The sequence below is a fragment of the Streptomyces sp. NPDC005775 genome, assembly GCF_042871565.1.
Lineage (GTDB): Bacteria > Actinomycetota > Actinomycetes > Streptomycetales > Streptomycetaceae > Streptomyces.
This window is the reverse complement of the sequence record NZ_JBIAIU010000002.1, coordinates 688,492-707,775: the sequence shown is the minus strand read 5'-3', so window position 1 is coordinate 707,775 and position 19,284 is coordinate 688,492. Positions and strand designations below refer to the sequence as shown.

At 68.5% G+C, this 19,284-nt stretch carries 10 protein-coding genes; 8 read left to right on the top strand and 2 right to left on the bottom strand.

Annotation, left to right across the window (positions count from 1 at the left end):
* The first annotated feature begins 260 nt into the window (after window positions 1-260).
* From ACFYPA_RS07035 to ACFYPA_RS07020, 4 genes are all read left to right on the top strand, one after another.
* The gene (locus tag ACFYPA_RS07035) at window positions 261-2,480 is read left to right on the top strand and encodes a hypothetical protein (RefSeq protein WP_389130252.1); all 2,220 of its coding nucleotides are present in this window, start codon (window positions 261-263) and stop codon (window positions 2,478-2,480) included.
* Window positions 2,481-2,537: 57 nt separating this feature from the next.
* Complete coding sequence (locus tag ACFYPA_RS07030) at window positions 2,538-6,503, top strand: hypothetical protein (protein ID WP_389130249.1); 3,966 nt, start codon at window positions 2,538-2,540, stop codon at window positions 6,501-6,503.
* A gap of 86 nt (window positions 6,504-6,589) precedes the next feature.
* On the top strand, window positions 6,590-7,582 hold the full coding sequence (locus ACFYPA_RS07025; RefSeq protein ID WP_389130246.1) for an aminoglycoside phosphotransferase family protein: 993 nt from the start codon (window positions 6,590-6,592) through the stop codon (window positions 7,580-7,582).
* A 33-nt stretch (window positions 7,583-7,615) separates the two neighbouring features.
* Window positions 7,616-8,257 (top strand): histidine phosphatase family protein, encoded by a 642-nt coding sequence (locus ACFYPA_RS07020; protein ID WP_359084440.1) that lies wholly within the window; start codon window positions 7,616-7,618, stop codon window positions 8,255-8,257.
* Between the two features lie 21 nt (window positions 8,258-8,278).
* Here ACFYPA_RS07020 and ACFYPA_RS07015 read toward each other — a convergent pair whose 3' ends face one another.
* Both ACFYPA_RS07015 and ACFYPA_RS07010 read right to left on the bottom strand, forming a co-directional pair.
* Window positions 8,279-9,748: a hypothetical protein gene (locus ACFYPA_RS07015; RefSeq protein ID WP_389130243.1), complete on the bottom strand. Its 1,470-nt coding sequence runs from the start codon at window positions 9,746-9,748 to the stop codon at window positions 8,279-8,281.
* Window positions 9,749-9,972: 224 nt separating this feature from the next.
* Window positions 9,973-13,818 carry a GH92 family glycosyl hydrolase gene (locus ACFYPA_RS07010; protein ID WP_389130240.1) on the bottom strand — a complete coding sequence of 1,282 codons (3,846 nt, stop codon included), beginning with the start codon at window positions 13,816-13,818 and terminating at the stop codon, window positions 9,973-9,975.
* Between the two features lie 499 nt (window positions 13,819-14,317).
* Between ACFYPA_RS07010 and ngcE the strand changes: the two genes are divergently transcribed.
* The 4 genes from ngcE to ACFYPA_RS06990 all read left to right on the top strand — a co-directional run bounded on the left by ngcE (window position 14,318) and on the right by ACFYPA_RS06990 (window position 19,161).
* Window positions 14,318-15,760, top strand: a complete 1,443-nt coding sequence (gene ngcE / locus ACFYPA_RS07005; protein ID WP_359084434.1) for an N-acetylglucosamine/diacetylchitobiose ABC transporter substrate-binding protein — start codon at window positions 14,318-14,320, stop codon at window positions 15,758-15,760.
* Between the two features lie 53 nt (window positions 15,761-15,813).
* Window positions 15,814-16,737 (top strand): sugar ABC transporter permease, encoded by a 924-nt coding sequence (locus tag ACFYPA_RS07000; RefSeq protein WP_359084433.1) that lies wholly within the window; start codon window positions 15,814-15,816, stop codon window positions 16,735-16,737.
* 142 nt (window positions 16,738-16,879) lie between these two features.
* Window positions 16,880-17,746 carry a carbohydrate ABC transporter permease gene (locus tag ACFYPA_RS06995; protein WP_389130410.1) on the top strand — a complete coding sequence of 289 codons (867 nt, stop codon included), beginning with the start codon at window positions 16,880-16,882 and terminating at the stop codon, window positions 17,744-17,746.
* A 215-nt stretch (window positions 17,747-17,961) separates the two neighbouring features.
* Complete coding sequence (locus tag ACFYPA_RS06990) at window positions 17,962-19,161, top strand: ROK family transcriptional regulator (protein ID WP_359084431.1); 1,200 nt, start codon at window positions 17,962-17,964, stop codon at window positions 19,159-19,161.
* The last annotated feature ends 123 nt before the right edge of the window (window positions 19,162-19,284 follow it).

The following is a 19,284-nucleotide window of genomic DNA, read 5'->3' as shown; positions in this document are numbered from 1 at the left end:
CGTCGGTCAAGGCGCCGGGTGCGCGGACCGATAGGGGCGACGCGCCGGGACGCGGCGGGACGGGCTGCCCCGTCCCGCTGCTCCGGGCGGGCGGGGCTGATCGGGCAAAACTGGCGGAGTGTCACCCGAGGGGAGCCCCTTCGGGCGCGTCGCTCCCGCACGATTCTGTGACGGTGTGTCAGACAAGGCCCGTGAAAAGTGCGGTGGCGGCCTCGCCGGTGTCTGTAGCGTCTCCTGCCCAGGGGGGCGGGTTCTCGCCGGTGGCGGCGTTCCGGAACCCCTTCACGGTGCCCCACGGCGCGCCCGCGGGGTCGGGCGCGATCGAAGCGGTGTTCGTGGACGGGGCCGGGGCGCTGCGGTACCTGACCTCGAACGGCGGTGCGTGCTGGGGCGTGGAGGACCTGCCCGGCGGTCCGTACACGCTCGGCGGCGGAGCGGAGCGCTTCGGCGGGATCGTGGCCGTGACCGGGTGCTCCGGCGACCCGGCCGGGGTCAACGTGTTCTGGACCGACGGGGCCGGGACGCTCGGGCAGCTGGAACTGACCCCGGAAGGCTGGAGCGACTCGCCGCAGTGCCCGGTGGGCTCGGTCCCGATCGTCACCGGTCTGAGCGTCGCCTACTCCCCGCCGGGCGGTGACGACCCGCCGCGCCCTGTCCTGTACGGCGCACAGGACTCCTCCACCGTCGGCGTCACCGCGTTCGACGGCAACGGCTGGACCCGGTACCAGTCCTTCGGCAGTCCTGACTTCGCGCCCCAGTACAACGGAATGGTGCTGGCGCCGACCGAGACGACCGCGACGAGCTTCTGCCCGCATTTCAACGTGTTCTTCAACTGGAGTGGCACCCCCAGCGTCACGCAGCTGTCCGGCTCCGGGAACGGCAACGTCCTGACGCCGTGGCACACCCTCGCGTCTCCCGGGCTCAGCGGCGGGCCGGGCGTGGCCGGCGGCGCCTTCCCGGGCGGGCTCGTCGCGGTGATCCAGGCCTACTCCGAGAGCGGGCCGCTCATCCCTGCCTGCGTCTACGTGGACAACGAGCCGGGCGGCGAGCGCAACCTGATGGTCTGGCCGGCCGGATTCACCGGGGCGATGGCGCTGCCGGTGCCGAACCTGGGGTGCCGGCTGGCCGTCGCCGGGCAGGCCGTGGCCGGCGTCAACACGACCCTGTACGTGATCGGCTCCGACGACAGTGTCTACGCCATCCCGCAGATCAGCACGTGCTTCAACGGCCAGACGCCGATGATGGGCCCGGCCTCGCAGATCTACGTCGGCGGATCCGGCACGGACCCCGTGCAGCTCGCCCCGGACCAGGTGCCGGGTGACGCCCCCGCCCTGTTCGTGATCGGCGACGACCAGAGTCTCTGGCTCCACGAACCCTCCGACCAGCCCGGCAGTTACAGCACCACGCTCCCCGGCTGTACCGGCCAGTGGTCCGGCTACCAGGTGCTGCAGAACGCCCCACTGCCGCCGGTCGAGCTGGTCAGCCCCATGCCCGCCGGCACGGCGCTGCCCGCCGGTTCGAGCGTCAGCACGCCCCTGAACACCAGGCTGACCGTGCAGTCGGCCGGTCTGCTGCTCACCGCGGGCGACACCCCGGTGTGGTCCGTGCCCCTCGACGGCGTCGGTGGTGCGGTGCTGACCCAGAGTGCCGACCTGACCGTCGTCGACATGTCCGGCGACACGCTCTGGACGTCGGGAACCGGGACGACCGCGGGCACGGCGAGCCTCAGAATCGTCGACGCTCCGCCCAGCGTGCAGCTCGTCGGTGACGACGGCTTCCCCTTCTGGTTCTCGAACCGTACGCAGGCCCCGTGTCCGGCCGGCACCCCGATCGCCCCCGGCGCTCAGATCGCCGCCGACGGAGTGGTGCTGGTCATGCAGCTCGACGGCAACCTGGTCCTGCTCGACCGGTCCGGTCAGCCGGTCTGGAACACCGGCACGGACGGGAGTGACGGCAACACCCCCGGACACTCCGCCGCTTTCACCGAGGCTGGCGTGCTCGAGGTCTACGACAGCACCGGGGTGGGCCTGGTGTGGAGCTCCGCCGACTTCGGGGGCGGTCCCGGCGACACCCTCACTCTGTCCAGGGGCCCCGGGCCCTGCCTGGAGATCACGTCCGCCGGTGTCCTCGTCCTCCGGGTCGGCCAGCCGCCGCCCAGCAGCGATGACGCCACCGGTTGCCCTCCCGGCTGGTGGTTCACCCCCGGAACCGGCACGACCGGCCGGGCGGGCTCCCAACTGCTGATGCAGGAACAGCAAATGCTGTTGTGGGATCAGGCCGGAACGGACTACTGGTCGCAGCCCGGCGCGGGCGCCGTGTTCACCACCGACGGCGATCTGCAGCTGCTCGACGGCCAGGGCACCGCCATCTGGAAGGCGGGCGTGAACGGCGCCCAGCTCATCGTGGACAAGGCCCCCGGCACGCTCTGCATCGTCGACGACAACGGCGACAACCTCTGGAGCGTCCCCCCGTCCGGCTGACCGGCGAGCCGACCGCCGATCCGACCCGAAGTCGCCGCCAACTCCCGGAGACCGCCCGTGAGCACGCCGTACCCCAAGATGCCGTTCAGCGCGCAGGTCAGCAGCGTCCTGATCCAGGACGCCATCAACACCAACACCGTCGTGGTCAGCCTCGACCAGGACCTTCCGCAGAGTGCGGCCCCCTGGGTCGGCACGTTCTGCAACCCGTTCAAGAACGGGCTGGCCGAGGCCTTCGTCATCACCGACACCGCTTCGGACGGGACCTCGAACAACGGCACGTACGCGCTGAACTACCTCGCCCAGGATCCCACCGCGGTGCACGGCTGGACCCTGACCCCGATCCCCGGCATCCCGGACGGCTGCACGCCGGTATCAGTCGTCTCGTGCATGGCCGTCGGTTTCCCGAACTTCTTCTGCACCCTGAGAAACGCCTTCGGCGCGTCGCGCACCCTCTGGCACGGCTGGCTCGACGGTGACGGCAACATCGTCACGGAGACCTTCGAGTTCATGTACCCGGTGCCGACCCTCAAGGTGGCCTACTACAACCCCGTCATCCAAGGCCGGAGCAACGGTCCCCTCCCGACCACCGGCGAGGGACCGTTCCCGATCGTCTACTCCGTCAGCGACGTGAACTACGTCGGTCCCGGGTTGGCCCTGTGCAGCACGCTGAGCTTCGACGGAGCCGCCTGGCATCAGGACTCCGAGATGATGGGCCAGCCCGGTTCGCCCTACACCGCGTCGGACTGGACGCTGTTCCCGATCGCGCAGCAATTCGGCGACTGGGTCCTGGTCTGTGCCAACAAGTCGTTGCCCGCCGGTGAGTCGCTGACCTCGGTGTGGCGGATCGGCGAAACCGTGGTCACCCAGTCCCCCTACTCCCGCGCCCGTCCACCGGTCTCGCCGCCACCGGTCACCGCGGCGGAGTCGTTCGCGGACGTCTGCCGGGAAGGGATGGAGTACGGCTTCCGGCCGCTGTACGTCGACACCAACGGCGTGCCCTTTCTCTACGACGCCGAGTACGGCAGCATCGTGCTGCCGGTGAACACGAGCGGCACCATCACATCGGCCCGGGCCGTCACCGACCACACGGGCACGACCTCGGTGTTCCTCATCGACTCGGACGAGAACCTCTTCTTCCTGACACAGACCGGGCTCTTCAGCAGCAGTGCCGCGCCCGAGAAATACACGATCCAGTGGGCGCCGAGCGTCGCGATCTCCGGCAGCCTCACCGAAAGCGGCGGAGTCAACGAGGGCTGCGCCGCCCTGTATCCGTCGCTCTTCCCCTACGACCCGCCCACGCTGTTCACGGCCAACGCCGCGGGCGAACTGCGGCTGCGCCAGCTCAACGCGGCCACCGACGCCGGTCCGGGCGGCTGGATGAACCACACGCCGGCGCTGGCCCAGGTCAACACGTACGAGTTGGCGACGTACCGTACCCAGTTCACCCTCACCGACGTCAACGGCGTGCCGGTGAGCAACCGGAAGATCGACGTCAGCGCCTCGACGGTGACCGCCGCCGTCCTCAACGGCACCGTCCAGATGATCGGGCCCGGCGACGGCCAGTCCACCACCGTCACCACTACGGCGGGCGGCACTGCCACCGTCGCCCTCGTCGCGAGCGACTTCGCCCCCGCCACCCTCACCTTCACCGATGCGCCGGGCCAGTCCGGCGACGACCGCGACGACGAGCCCGCGTTCGGGGTGCTGAGCGTCGCACCGGCCGCCCCGGTGCAGGCGTACCTAGCCGGCAGTGCCGAGGGCATCAGCAACGGAGGACTCGGCACCACCGGCTCCCTCACCTACATGGGCGGCGGCAACACCACCTTCACCTCCGACACGATCTCCGGAGCGCAGAACCCCAACCCCCGGCGTCCGGGCAGCCTGTTCCCCGGCGTGCAGGGCGACGACCCGGTCATGACCGCTGACAACGCGCACACCGCCATCCAGAGCCTGATGGCCAAGGGAACCGGTCAGTCGAATCAGGGCTCGGGGTCCGCTCAGGACGCGGACGGCGGCCTGGCGGGATTCATCATCAACCGCGACGTCGTCACGGGCCGGCCCAGCTACCAGGAGTTCCACGACCGCGACGCCTACCTGCGTGAACTGGCACTCCACAACACCTTCATCGGCGAGAGCCTGTGGGGTGACATCGAGAGCATCGCGGACAGCATCTGGCAGGGCATCAAGTCGGCGGCGATGACGGTCTATCACGTCGGTGTGAACCTGGTCGACGGCATCGTGCAGATCGCGGTCAGGATCGGCGACGCGATCGTCAGTATCGGCAGCATCATCATCAAGGGCATCGAGGACGCGGTCAACGTCGTGATGGCCGTCTTCTCGGCCATCGAGGCGTACGTCAAGGACGTCATCGACTTCCTCAAGGCCCTGTTCGACGGCAAGGCCGTCTTCGCCTGCCAGGAGGCCCTGGCGGCGGGGCTGACCGCCACCATCGACTCCGTGGCCGCGGCCCTGGCCAACGCCCGGTCGAACCTCGGACCGCAGTCGTCGTTCTTCGCCGACCTCCAGGGTGCGATCAGGGACGGGTTCGGCAGCGCCGCGACCGGCATCGGTTCCGGCACGACGCTGGGCGGCAACTCCACGTATCAGCAGTACGCCGAACCGAGCTCCGTCACGGGCAACACCAGCACGATCACGAAGACGGGCGCCGGCGGTACGGCGGTCTCGCCGGCCGACCTGGCGGCCAGCCCGCACGCCCACTACCTGACCCATCGGACCTTCGGCGCGGTCACCCCGCCGACCGGCAGCGGCGGCGACGGCCGGGCTCCGGGCCGGCCCTCGCCCGCTCAGCGCACGGTGAGCGAGTTCATCGAGGATCTCGGCCGGCAGGCCACCGGGTCCGGCAGGGGGAGTGCGACCGATGACCCCGATCCTTTCTGGGACTTCTGCCGCGAGCTGTTCGGATCGGAGGCGGCGAAGGACCTGTTCCGGGCGTTCGGCGAAGCCGTGCAGCAAGTCATCGCCTGGATCAAGACCCAGATCGACCCCTCCGATCCGGGCGAGTGGCAGAACCTCGGCATCGGAGACCTGCTCAGCACGATCGCCGAAGAGCTGATCGAGGCCTTCCTCGCCCTGCTCGACGAGGTGGTCGTCGACCTCCTCGGCCTGATCGTGGACTGCGTCGAGGACGTGAAGACGTTTCTGGGGACGAACCTCTCCGGACCGCTGGTGGTCCCTCTGCTGCTCGGCTGGAACTTCTTCGCCCTGCTCGCCGGTGACCCGCTCGTCGAGAGCATCACCATCCTGGAGGGGCTCACGCTCCTCGCGGCCGTACCCGTGCATGTCATCGGCACCATCATCGAAGGAAAGTCCGCGAGCCTGAGCTGGCCCCCGGAGTCCGACGCGCAGCGGCGCCGCGGCGACGGCGTCCCCGGCTCCACCGGCCCGTGGGCGTCGATCTACTACGTCGGCGGGGCTCTGGCCAGCGTCGTCGAGGGCCTCGCCCTCATGTACCTGGATCTCTGTGCGGCGGCCGGCGAGTCATGGTCGGACAGCTGGGCGGACTACGGCGGTGTGGTCACCGCGATCGGCGTGGGCTGCAACCTGCTGTCGGTCGCGCTGACCATCCCGTTCCCCATGGACACCCTCAACGCATGGCCGATCGCCGACTGGGCCGTCGGGGCCCTCTTCGCCTCGCTCTCCACAGTCGGCTGGCAGCTGTTCAAAATGTACTATTTGAACGACTACCTCAATGGTGCGACGCCGTCGGACTCCGAGTCGCTGAAGACCTTCGCGCTGTCCGCGTTCAACATGGTCCTCGGCCTCGTCGATCTTGTCGTGAACATCGTCGCCGACTGCGAGGAGGGCGGCGAGTGGGACGCCGATCGCATCCTGGCCGCCATCAGCTCGGGACTCGGCCCGCTGGCCAACATCTTCTCCCCTCTGGGCACCGGGCCCGTCCAGGAGGTGTGCCCGGAGTGGGTGGCGTGGATTCCGCCCGCCGCCGACGTCACGAGCTACGTCGTCGGCGGGCTCATCGGTCTCTTCGCCAACCTGGAGGTGTAGGGCCTGACGATATGCGGTTGACGCGTGCACGCGGGCCGGGGTCGTATGTCGCCCGACCGGAAACCACCCGCTCCAGGACGGCAGGGATGAGCGCAGGCAGGATGCACGCCGACGAGCCCGAAATCGACGACGCACTGGTGCACCGGCTGATCGCCGCGCAGTTCCCGCACTGGTCCGGTCTCCCCACCGAACGCGTCGGTGTCGCCGGGACCAGCAACGTGATGTTCCGGCTCGGAGAGGATCTGGTCGTCCGGCTCCCCCGTACCGCGGGCTCGGCCGACGACACCGTCAAGGAGCACCACTGGCTGCCGCGCCTCGCGCCCTCGCTCCCGGTCGCCGTCCCCGTCCCGCTGGGCGCGGGCGTGCCCGGCGAGGGCTACCCATGGCCCTGGTCCGTCTACGAGTGGATCGACGGGAACTGCCCGAAGGCCGGTGACACCGCCGAAGCCGCCCCGCTCGCCCGGGACCTGGCCCGCTTCACCACGGCGCTCCACCGCGTCGACCCCACCGACGGGCCCCCGTCCTATCGCAGCGAAACCCTGGCCGCCCGGGATCCCGCAGTCCGTGCGGCGCTCGCGGACCTGCACGCCGACATCGACACCCCGGCGGCGACCGAAGTCTGGGAGGCGGCCCTGCGCGCACCCGCACCGGCCGGCCCGCCGGTCTGGATCCACGCGGACCTGCAACCGGGCAACATGCTCACGGCCGACCGGCGGCTCACCGCCGTCATCGACTTCGGCTGCCTCGGACTGGGTGACGCCGCCGTCGACCTGATCGTCGCCTGGTACGTCCTGCCCGCCGGGGCGCGTGACACCTTCCGCGCCGCGACGGGGGCGGACGACGCCGCCTGGGCACGCGGTATCGGCTGGGCACTGTCCGTCGCGCTGATGGAACTCCAGTACTACCGGCAGACCAACGCGTTCATGGCGGACACCGCACGGCACGTCATCGCGGAGATCCTCACCGGGGACCGGCACGGCGCGCAGCCGCATCCGGTCACTCCCGGGCGCGCCCGCCCGCCTCGCTCCGGCCGGAATGCAATCGTGGACCACGGGGTTCGCACCACCGACAGCACGTGAGCGGTAACAGTACTGAGAGCGGATGGCCTTCACATGGGCGAGTTGATCCTGATCCGGCACGGCGAGACCGAGTGGTCACGCGACGGACAGCACACGAGCCACACCGACCTGCCCCTGACGCCCCTCGGTGAACGCCAGGCCCGCGCCCTCGCCCCCCTCCTCGCCGACCGCTCCATCGCCCTCACCCTGGTCAGCCCCTCGGTACGGGCCCGGCGCACCGCCGAGCTCGCCGGACTGGCCGCGCCCCGCATCACCCCCGAGCTGCGCGAGTGGGACTACGGCGGGTACGAGGGCATCACCACCCATGACATCCATCTCACCCGCCCTGACTGGAACCTCTGGACCGACGGCGTCACGGCCGGTCCTCCGGCGCACCCGGGCGAGACCCCCGCGGCGGTCGGTGAGCGGGCCGACCGGATTCTGGCCGAGGTGGGGGAAGCCGCCGAACGCGCCGGTGACGAGGACATCGTGCTCGTCGCCCATTCCCACTTCCTGCGCGTCCTGACGGCCCGCTACCTCGGCCTCACCCCGGCGGAGGGGGCGCTCTTCCAGCTCGCGACCGGCGCCGTGTCCCGGCTCGGTACGGAGCACGGCGAGCCGGTCATCACCGCCTGGAACGTGACCCTGCCGGAGAGTCTGTTCCCGACCGCCGTCCCGGACACCCCGCAGCTCTGAAGGGGCCTTGGCCGGCGGACGTCAGCGCGCGTCGGCGACCTCGTCCTCCTCGTACAGGCCCGCCAGGTCGCCTATGCACTCCTCGGCGACCGACGCCGCGAACCGCGGGCAGGTCCAGGACTCCGCGCTGCGGGACTCCTCGCCCGGCGGGAACTCCTCCGGGGCCCAGAAATGCGCCATGCCGGCGCGGAACTCCGCGCGCCGCAGCACCGGGTGCTCGTCCTCGTGCACGCACTCGGCCGGCAGGGGGGCCGCAGCGACCGCGCGCATGGTGGCCAGGACGCCCCGGACGACGGAGAGCGGAGGGCTCGGGTACGAGTTCTTCGTGGCCTGGTGGGCCACGAGCAGCAGCACGGCGCGATCCCGGTCGTCGTCGGACTGCTCGTGGCGACGGGCGGCCCACAGGCCCAGATCGTCGGCGTACTCCTCGTTCCAGCTCTTGCTGTCCGTCCGCTCCACGAGCCTTTCGATGTTCAGCCGGCCGTCCGCACGCAGATATGCGGCGTCGGCGTGCGAGGTGTCGCGTTCCCCGAAGAGTTCGTCCCGTCGCGTGCGCAGGAGCGCCAGCGTCCGGTCCGCGACCTCCGCCATGAGGACCGGACACACCACCGCGTCGAGCGGGGTGTTCCGGCCCGATGCGATGCGGCTCCGCTCGAAGACCTCCCGTCCGCCGGGACTGCTCAGCTTGATGCCGAGTGACGCGGCGTCCGGCCCGCTGTCCGGCAGAGCCGGGTGCCCGTCATGGGCGCAATGGCCGTCGGCGAAGTGCGGCCGCACCCCCTCCACCGCCTCGGCCAGGTGGTCGAGGACGGACTTCGAACGCACCATGCCGGAAACCGCGTACCAGGTCACGGCCCTGACCACCATCAGACGCCCGGCGCGGTCCGCCGGGGCCGCGCCGGACAGTTCCGACGCCTGGCTGCTGATCTCGTCGTCGATGTCGGTCCACGGTTTCGGGTACCCGTGCAGCAGCGCCGACAGCGTACTGATGCTGTCCTTGGCCTCCACCGGCAGACGCGGCGGCACGTCCGCGACCGATCCGGGGTGGATGATGTCCAGGCCGATCCGCGCGAATCCGGCCGCGTTGTGCGGGCAGAGCCACTCGCTCCGAGGGCTGTCCTCGTTCCAGTCGGCGCTCTCGTCGGCGAGTGCGAGCAGAATCCCGGCGAGGTATTCGTCCTCCTCGTCGTCGTGGCTCAGGTACGGATGCGAGTCGTGGGGGCAGGCGCGGTCGCGCAGGGCCCTGTCGGCGGCCTCCAGCGCCGCCACGGCCTGCTCCGCGACGCCCGCTCCCGGCAGCCAGGTGAGGTACGGGGCCATCAGCGCCAGCCCGATCGCCCACACGTAGGCCGACTCGCCACCGGGGGAGGAAGCGAGCCGGGCGGCGCAGTCGAGCACCGCCCGGTCATAGTCGCTGTTGTCGGATGTCTCGTAGTTCTCCCGTATGTCGTCCCAGATCTCGCTGAGTTCGTCGAGCTTCACGCCGTCCATGTCCATCACGGTCCTCATGACGCGTGGTGACTCGGGGGAGTTCCCGTCGGAGCGAGCCGTCCCTGAACGATTCGCCCGGTCGGGAGCTTCCGCGACCTCCGGATATGGCTCCTCGGGTGGCGACCCCGGTCCCGCCACCCGAGCCCGACTGCACGGTGGGGTGAGAACGCGGACGGCCGGCATCCCGCGAGGGAGATGCCGGCCGTCCGTTCATCCGCAAGCGATCAGGAGATCAGCTCCACCTCCGCGAGCGTCGACTCACTGTCGAGCACCAGCCGGTAGTGCGCGTACGAACCACGCGCGTTCACCGTGAAGGCCCTCGTCTGCTTGTTCCAGGCGAACGACTGGCCGGACCGCTTGTCGAGGTCCTTCCAGGTCGTGCCGTCCGGGGAACCCTGCAGCACCCAGCCGCTCGGGGCCTTGGCCGCCTCGCCCGACGTCAGCGTGTACTGGACCGCGTCCGTCGCCGAGGGAACCGGCAGCTCCACCGTGGAGGCCGTGGCCGTGGTGGCCGAGGTGTTGTCGAACAGCGCGCCCTCGCCCTTCAGCACGTCCTTGTTCGGCGAAGGCACCTGGTCGTCCTTGGTGATGGAGACCGGGGCGGCGTCCTTGCCGGTGCCCCAGGCCGACGGCTTCGAGCCCATGTCGAACTCCAGCACGCCGCCCTTGGCCAGCAGGTCGTGCGGCAGCGAGGTGGAGGTCCACTTCTTGCCGTTGACCTTCAGGCCCTGCACGTAGATGTTCTTCGCGCTGTTCTTCGGCGCCTTGACGACCAGCTTGCGGCCGTTCTCCAGGTGCACGGTCGTCTTGGTGAACAGCGGGGAGCCGATCGCGTACTCGCCACTGCCCATGACCAGCGGGTAGAAGCCGAGGGAGGAGAAGAGGAACCAGGCCGACTGCTCGCCGTTGTCCTCGTCGCCGTGGTAGCCCTGGCCGATCTCGCTGCCCGTGTACAGACGGCTCAGGACCTCGCGGACCTTCTCCTGCGTCTTGTACGGCTGCGAGGCCGCGTCGTACATGTACGTGACGTGGTGCGCGACCTGGTTGCTGTGGCCGTACTGACCCATCCGTACGTCCCGGGCCTCGGTCATCTCGTGGATGACGCCGCCGTAACTGCCGACGAACTCCGGGCCCGCCGTCTCGGGGGTGGAGAAGTACGTGTCCAGCTTCTTGGCCAGACCGTCCCGGCCGCCGTACAGGTTGGCGAGGCCCTTGCTGTCCTGCGGGGCGGTGAAGGCGTAACCCCAGCCGTTGGTCTCCGTGTAGTCGTAGCCCCAGACGCGGGGGTCGTACTGGTCGGAGGGCAGGCGCCAGTCGCCCTTGGCGTCCTTGCCCTGGAAGAAGCCCGCCTTGTCGTCGAACAGCTCGACGTAGTTACGGGCCCGGTTCAGGAAGTACTCGGACTCGTCCTTGTAGTGCTGCTTGTGCGTCTTCTTGTAGAGCGCCTGGCCCATCTGCGCGATGCCGTAGTCGTTGAGGTAGCCCTCCAGCGACCAGGACAGGCCCTCGTGGGTCGAGGTGTTGGCGTACCCGGCGAACGGGGACGTCTCCATGCCCTTGCGGCCGACGCCCGAGGACGGCGGGACGACCGTGGCGTTCTTCAGGGCCGCGTCGTACGCCGCCTCGGCGTCGAACTTCACGCCCTTGACGTACGCGTCGGCGAACGCGACGTCCGAGGAGGTGCCGGTCATCAGGTCCGAGTAGCCGGGGGAGGACCAGCGGGAGATCCAGCCGCCGTCCTTGTACTGCTGGACGAAGCCGTCGACCATCTCGCCGGCCTTCTTCGGCGTGAGGAAGGAGTACGCGGGCCACGTCGTCCGGTAGGTGTCCCAGAAGCCGTTGTTGACGTACACCTTGCCGTCGACGATCTTCGCGCCGGTGTGCGTCGGGGTGTCCGAGCCGACCTGCGGGGAGAACGGGGAGGCGTACTTGTCCTTGCCGCCGACCTTCTCGAAGCCCGAGTTCGGGTAGAGGTAGAGCCGGTACATGCTGGAGTACAGCGTGGTCAGCTGGTCGGCGGACGCGCCCTCGACCTCGACCTTGCCCAGCAGGTCGTCCCAGGCGTCCTGCGCCTTGTCCTCGACCCGGGCGAAGGAGCGCGAGGCGGGGATCTCGGCGGCGAGGTTCTGCTTCGCCTGGTCGATGCTGATCAGCGAGGTGGCGAGGCGCAGGTTGACCGTCCGGTCCTTGCCCGCGTCGAAGCGCAGGAAGCCCGTGACGTCCGCGCCGCCACCGCCCGAGAGCTTGCCGCTGTCGGTGACCGGGGCGTCGAAGACGCCGTACACGAAGAGCCGGGTGGCACCGGTCGAGCCGCCGCTCTTCACGTCGGAGAAGCCCGTGAAGGAGCTGGTCGCCGGGTCGAGGGTGAGCCCGCCGTCGTTGGAGACGTTGTCGAAGACCATGCTCGCGTCCTTGCCCGGATACGTGAACCGCATCCGTGCCGCGTGGTCGCTCGGTGTCATCTCGGCCTCGAGGCCGTTCTCGAACGTCACCCCGTAGTAGTGGGGCTTCGCCGTTTCGTTCTCGTGCTTGAACGGCAGCGCGCGGGCCGTGCGCGAGGCGTCCGGGGTGCCGGAGGCCGCCGACGGCATCAGCTGGAAGGTCTGCCGGTCGCCCATCCAGGGGCTCGGCTCATGGCTGGCGCTGAAGGCCTGCAGGGTGGGCAGGTTGTCGTCGTTGTTGCCGCGCGCGTAGTCGTACAGCCAACTGGTGGATCCGGCGTTGGTGACCGGCGTCCAGAAGTTGAAGCCGTTGGGGACGGCGGTGGCGGGGAAGTTGTTGCCCCGCGAGAAGCCGCCGCTGGAGTTGGTGCCGCGGACGGTCGAGGCGTAGTCCGAGAGGTGCTTCTTGCGCTTCTCGGGCGCCTTCGGGGCGATCTCGACGTCGTCGATCCAGCCCTGGAACTTCGACGGGCCCTTGGGGGAGTCGTACGCGACGAGGATCCGGTCGACGGTCTTGCCGGCCGCTACGGTGCCGATCCGCGCGTCGACCTTGTTCCACTGGTTGACGTACAGCCGCTTGGCGTCGGCCTGGCCCCCGGGGGTCAGCAGGCCGCCGTTGGTGTCGGTGGCGCGCAGATCGCTGAGGTAGGTGCCGTCCGTGAACGCGAGGTCCACCGCGACGTGCGTGGCCGGGTAGGACAGGTCGGTCTCACCCATCTGGGGGTACACCAGGTAGGAAAGTTCGGTGTCCCGGGTGACGGCCGTGTTGACGTCGAAGATCTTGTTGTACGAGTACGCCCGGCCGTCCGCCTTGTGCGTGCCCGCGTAGCGCAGCGCCTTCTTTCCGGTGAAGCCCGCGCCGGCCTTGGCCGTGGGGGAGCCCGACGGGCCGCGGTCGATCTGGCTGCGCATGTCGTCGGGGGCGGGCGCGGAGGTGTCCCCGTCGGAGAACTGGACGTCGGCGAGCTGGGTCGCGTCCGAGGCGCCGTTGTTCTTCGTGATGTCCAGGCGGAAGTGCTGGTAGGCCTTGTCCGCCGAGAAGTCGTACGACTTGGTCTGGAAGCGCTCGCTGAAGGTCTGGCCGGTCCGGGTGTCCAGGTCCGTCCAGGTCTTGCCGTCCTCGGAGCCCTGAAGGGTCCAGTCCTTCGGGTCCCGCTCGTCGTGGTCGTCGGCCGAAGTCAGCGCGTACGTCACGACCTTGACCGGCTCGACGAGGTCGAACTCGGCCCAGGCGGTGGGCTCGAACGACAGCCATTTCGTGCCGGACTGTCCGTCGACGAGGTTTTCCTTCACCTCGCCGCCGCCGGTGTTCTCGTCGCTGGCGCGGACATCTGTGACCTTGTCGGTCACATTGCCCGGTATTCCGGCGGAGAAGCCGCCATCGATACCCGATGCCCGCTTCTTTCCATCGGGGCCTTCTTCAACGGTATTGCGCCAGTCCGGCTGCTTTTCGTCCGCTTCGAAGGATGAGCTGAATGTCCGGTCGCCGGCGGCCTTCTGGCCCTTCGCGTTCGCGCCGGCCGAGGTGGCGGCGGCCGCGGTGGGGGCGGTCACGAGAAGGACGAGTGAGGCCGCGATCAGTGCGGCCGTGCTGCTTTGTCTCTTGCGAGAACCGTGTCGGGGCTGCATGCCGAGCCATTCCTCCCGAGGAAGTGCGCTTGGACAACGTTGTCAGAGGGGGGCGCAGGAACAAGTAGGGAGTGAAGTGCCGGTTGATGTCAAGGGTGTTGGATCAGAGCGCGTGTGCGAATCGACCGGAATGCGGAAATCGTTACATCCGAAGGAGGCCGTGCGGTGCCGAGGTATCCGCGAGGTCTCAACTCGGGAAAGACTGCCGCCCAAACCTGCATTCGATCTTGCTCAGTTGGCGACAAGTGGACTATACCTGTCGGCATCTGCACGGGTTCTTTCCAACTGTGCGGCAAGGGGAGACACGGGGGCAGGACAACAGGGCGCCGCAGGCGCGTCCGCTGTTCGGTCTCCCTCTGCCCCCCACTGCAATGACCAGCCTGAAATCTGTACCACCCAAGCGCAACTGACCGCGGTGGCGGGGCCCTTCGCCTGAGGCGAATATCGACGGGCGACCGGTACACACCGCCTGAGTCCTGGAGAAGGCGAGGACTTGAGCATGGGATCCACCTCCGGCCACGAGAATGAGGGCCTTGGCCGTCGCGATCTGATCAAGCGGTCTGCCGCACTCGGTCTGATCACCGTTCCGACGATGAGCTTCCTGTCGGCGTGTGCGAGCAGCGACGGCGGCGGCGACGAGCAGGTCGAGAAGGGCAAGACCAGCGCGAAGAACCCGCTGGGCGTCAACGAGACGGCCGCCCTCGACGTGGTCATCTTCGACGGCGGCTTCGGCCAGCAGTACGCGATCGACGCGGAGAAGAAGTACACCGCGGCCTTCCCGAAGGCCAAGGTCAAGCACGCCGCGACGCAGAAGATCCAGTCGCAGCTGCAGCCGCGCTTCAACGGCGGCACCCCGCCGGACCTGATCGACAACTCCGGTGCCGAGCAGATGGACATGGGTGTCCTCGTCGGCAAGAAGCAGCTGATGGACCTGACGCCGCTGATGGACGCCCCGTCCATCGACGACCCGAGCAAGAAGGTCCGCGACACGCTGCGCCCGGGTGTCCTGGAGATGGGTCAGTTCGACGGTGACCCGGTCTGGATCATGTACTACGCGTACACCGTGTACGGCGTCTGGTACTCGCAGACCAACCTGGAGAAGCTGGACGCCGAGTATCCCGAGGACTGGGATGCCATGCTCGCCCTGTGTGCGAAGGCGAAGAAGCAGGGCATCGCCGGCTGGACGTACCCGGGCAAGTACCCGTACTACCTGCCGTTCTCGCTCTACCCGTTCATCGGCAAGATCGGTGGCCGGGAGGTTCTCGACAAGATCGACAACCTGGAGCCGAACGCCTGGAAGGACCCCGCCGTCAAGGCGGCGTTCGAGGCGTACTACGAGCTGTACAAGAAGGGGTACATCCTCAAGGGCACCCCGGGCCTGACCCACATCCAGTCGCAGACCGAGTGGACCAAGGGCAAGGCGCTCTTCATCCCGAACGGTTCGTGGGTGGAGAACGAGGCGGCCCCGACCACGCCCAAGGACTTCAAGATGATGGTCTCGGCCCCCTCCGGCCTCGACTCGTCGGACAAGCTGCCCTTCGGCACCATCTGGGCGTCCGGCGGCGAGCCCTTCGTCGTCCCGGCGAAGGCGAAGAACCCCCAGGGCGGCATGGAGCAGCTGCGCATCATGCTCTCCGAGGAGTCCTCGAAGAACTTCACCAAGCAGGTCAAGTCCCTCAGTGCCTTCAACGGCGGCACCGACGGTCTGACCCTCTCCACGGCCATGCAGGCCGGTGTCGACGCGCTGAAGAAGGCCGGCGACAACGTGGTGAACCCCCGTATGCAGGACTGGTACGTGAAGCTCCAGAAGGAGCAGATCGGCACCGCCGGCATCGGCGAGATGATGGCCGGGCGTCTGACGCCCGCCGAGGCCATCAAGAAGATCCAGGGTTACGCGGACGCCGCGGCCAAGGACCAGTCCATCAAGCACTACCAGCACTAGTGAGTAACCGTCACCAGCGGCGGCACCCGCGGAAAGATCGGGGTCGGTAAACGATGCAGCACGGCAAGTACCGGTTCATTGTGGGGTTCCTGGTAGCCCCACTGGCGTTGTACGCGGTCTTCGTCATCTGGCCGTTCATCCAGTCCATCTACTACTCGTTCACGGACTGGACCGGCCTGAGCCCGGACTTCAAGATGGTCGGCCTCGACAACTACACGAGGATGTTCAAGGACGACATTTTCTGGAAGTCGCTGCAGCACAGCGTGCTGCTCGTGCTGCTGCTGCCGCTGGTGACGCTGGGCCTCGCGCTCTTCTTCGCCTTCATGCTCAATGTCGGAGGCCGGCGGCGGAAGAACGCCGCGGTCTCCGGCGTGCGGGGCTCGGGTTTCTACAAGATCGCCTATTTCTTCCCGCAGGTGCTCTCGATCGTCATCGTCGCCCTGCTGTTCCAGTTCGCGTACAACCCGCGCAGTGGAATGCTGAATTCGGCGCTCAAGGGAGTAGGACTCGACTCCATCCAGCCCGACTGGCTGGGTGACCCGGATCTGGCACTCATCTGCGTCATGGTGGTGCTGGTCTGGTCGACGGTCGGATTCTTCGTCGTCCTCTTCTCCGCCGGAATGGCCTCCATCCCGAAGGACTTCTACGAGGCGGCGCTCCTGGACGGGGCCAGCCGCGTCACGACGTTCTTCAAGATCACCGTGCCGCTGCTCTGGGACACCATCCAGTCGGGCTGGGTCTACATGGGCATCCTGGCCCTCGGGGTCGAGGCGTTCACGGCCGTACAGGTCATGACCGTGGGCCCCGGCGGCCCCGACTACTCGACCTCCGTGCTGCCGCTGTACGTCTACCAGACGGCCTTCCGCGACGGTCAGGCCGGATACGCGACCACGATCGGTGTGGGGCTGCTCATCGTCACCATGGTGTTCGCCGCCATCGTGATGCGACTGGGCCGGCGCGAGCGGCTGGAGTTCTGATGCTGTGCTTCCCGGGACGCGTTGCCCGGATCCCCAGCAGGCAAGACAGCCCGGTCCCGGCGACCGGCTCGACAGTACGAGGTGAGCACACGTGAAGGCCACTGAAACCCCTCCCGTGGTCACGGTGACGGAACCGGCCCCCGTGTCCAAGTCGCCCGCCCAGGACGACAAGAAGAAGAGCGGCGAGGGCAAGATCCTCAACGTCTTCTCGCACGGTGTGCTGATCATCTGGGCGATCCTGGTGGTCATGCCGCTGCTCTGGGCGGTCATGACCTCGTTCAAGACCGATGACTCGATCCTGTCGACGCCATGGGCGCTGCCGGACAAGCTTCACTTCGAGAACTGGTCACGCGCCTGGAGCCAGGCGCATATGAGCGAATACTTCTTGAACACGATCGTGGTGGTCGGGGGTTCGCTCATCGGCACGCTGCTGCTGGGTTCGATGGCGGCCTACGTGCTGGCCCGGTTCGACTTCCCGGGCAACCGCTTCGTGTACTACCTGTTCATCGGCGGGATGAGCTTCCCGATCATCCTGGCGCTGGTCCCGCTGTTCTTCGTCATGAACAACATGGGGCTGCTGAACACGACGCACGGGCTGATCCTGGTCTACATCGCCTACTCGCTGCCGTTCACCGTCTTCTTCCTCACCGCCTTCTTCCGGACGCTGCCGGGCTCCGTGGCGGAGGCGGCGATGATCGACGGTGCCTCGCACACCCGGACGTTCTTCCAGGTGATGCTGCCCATGGCGAAGCCGGGCCTGATCAGCGTCGGCATCTTCAACTTCCTGGGGCAGTGGAACCAGTACATGCTGCCCACGGTCCTGAACAGCGACCCCGACCACCGGGTGCTCTCCCAGGGGCTGGTCGAACTGGCCAACAGCCAGGGCTACAAGGGCGACTGGTCCGGACTCTTCGCCGGTCTGGTGATGGCGATGCTCCCGGTCCTCGCGGCCTACATCGTCTTCCAGCGCCAGGTCGTGGCCGGTCTGACCGCGGGAGCGGTGAAGTAGTACGCGCAGCGCTTCCCGCACGCGACCATCGAACCGCCCGTCGGCACACCGCCGACGGGTGGTTCGTCTGTGTAAGGGGGAGTTCGCGGAGCGTGCCGTGCGAGGGTCCGGTGCTCATCCGAGGCTTCGACTGCTCAAGGTCTTGACGGGGCGTACCCCAAAACGGTCAGCTTAGGGTTCACATGTTGGAGAATATGGCAGGAGTGAGAGAGTCGATGGAGACTCCGGGGTCGCAGACATCTCTGCATCGCGCCAACCTTGAGCGGGTCGTGCGCGCCGTACGCATGGCGGGCTCGCTCACCCAGGCGGAGATCGCCAGGAGCACGGGCCTCTCCGCGGCGACCGTCTCCAATATCGTTCGTGAACTGAAGGAGGGCGGCACCGTCGAGGTGACCCCCACCTCGGCCGGCGGCCGCCGGGCCCGCAGCGTCTCGCTCAGCGGGGACGCGGGCATCGTCATCGGCGTCGATTTCGGGCATACGCACCTACGGGTCGCGGTCGGCAACCTGGCCCATCAGGTGCTCGCCGAGGAGTCCGAGCCGCTGGACGTGGACGCCTCGTCGGCCGAGGGCTTCGGACGGGCGGAACAGCTGGTCAACCGGCTGATCGAGACCACCGGGATCAGTCCCGGCAAGGTCATCGGGGTGGGCCTCGGTGTTCCCGGCCCGATCGACGTCGAGTCCGGCACGCTGGGCTCCACGTCGATCCTGCCGGGCTGGACGGGCATCAACCCCAGCGAGGAACTCGCCGGACGCCTGGGCGTGCCGGTGTACGTCGACAACGACGCCAATCTCGGGGCGCTGGGCGAGCTGGTGTGGGGGAGCGGCCGCGGGGTCCGGGACCTCGCGTACATCAAGGTCGCGAGCGGTGTGGGCGCCGGTCTGGTGATCGACGGGCACATCTACCGGGGCCCCGGCGGCACGGCCGGCGAGATCGGCCACATCACCCTCGACGAGTCGGGCCCTGTCTGCCGCTGCGGCAACCGGGGGTGCCTGGAGACCTTCACGGCCGCCCGGTACGTCCTGCCCCTGCTCCAGCCCAGTCACGGGGCCGATCTCACCATGGAGCGGGTGGTCCAGCTGGCCCGCGAGGGCGACCCGGGCTGCCGCCGGGTGATCGGCGACGTCGGGCGGCACATCGGCAGCGGGGTGGCCAACCTCTGCAATCTGCTCAACCCGAGCCGCGTGGTGCTCGGGGGCTCGCTCGCGGAGGCGGGGGAACTGGTCCTCGGGCCCATCCGCGACTCCGTGTCGCGCTATGCCATTCCCAGCGCCGCGCGACAGCTCTCGGTGCTCCCCGGCGCCCTCGGCGGCCGGGCGGAGGTGCTGGGCGCCCTGGCCCTCGTACTGAACGAGATGGGGGATTCGTCCCTTTTGGAGAGCACTCTCCCCGCGGCGACTCCTGCCTTCACTTAGATAACGAATGGCACCGTTGTCATCTCGTTAAGAATTTACTCCTTGACGCCACGTCTGCGGCCGAGTTGACTCCAACCCACCTCGGCCGCAACGCTGCGGCCTCGTCAGGGAGGCACACCCGCA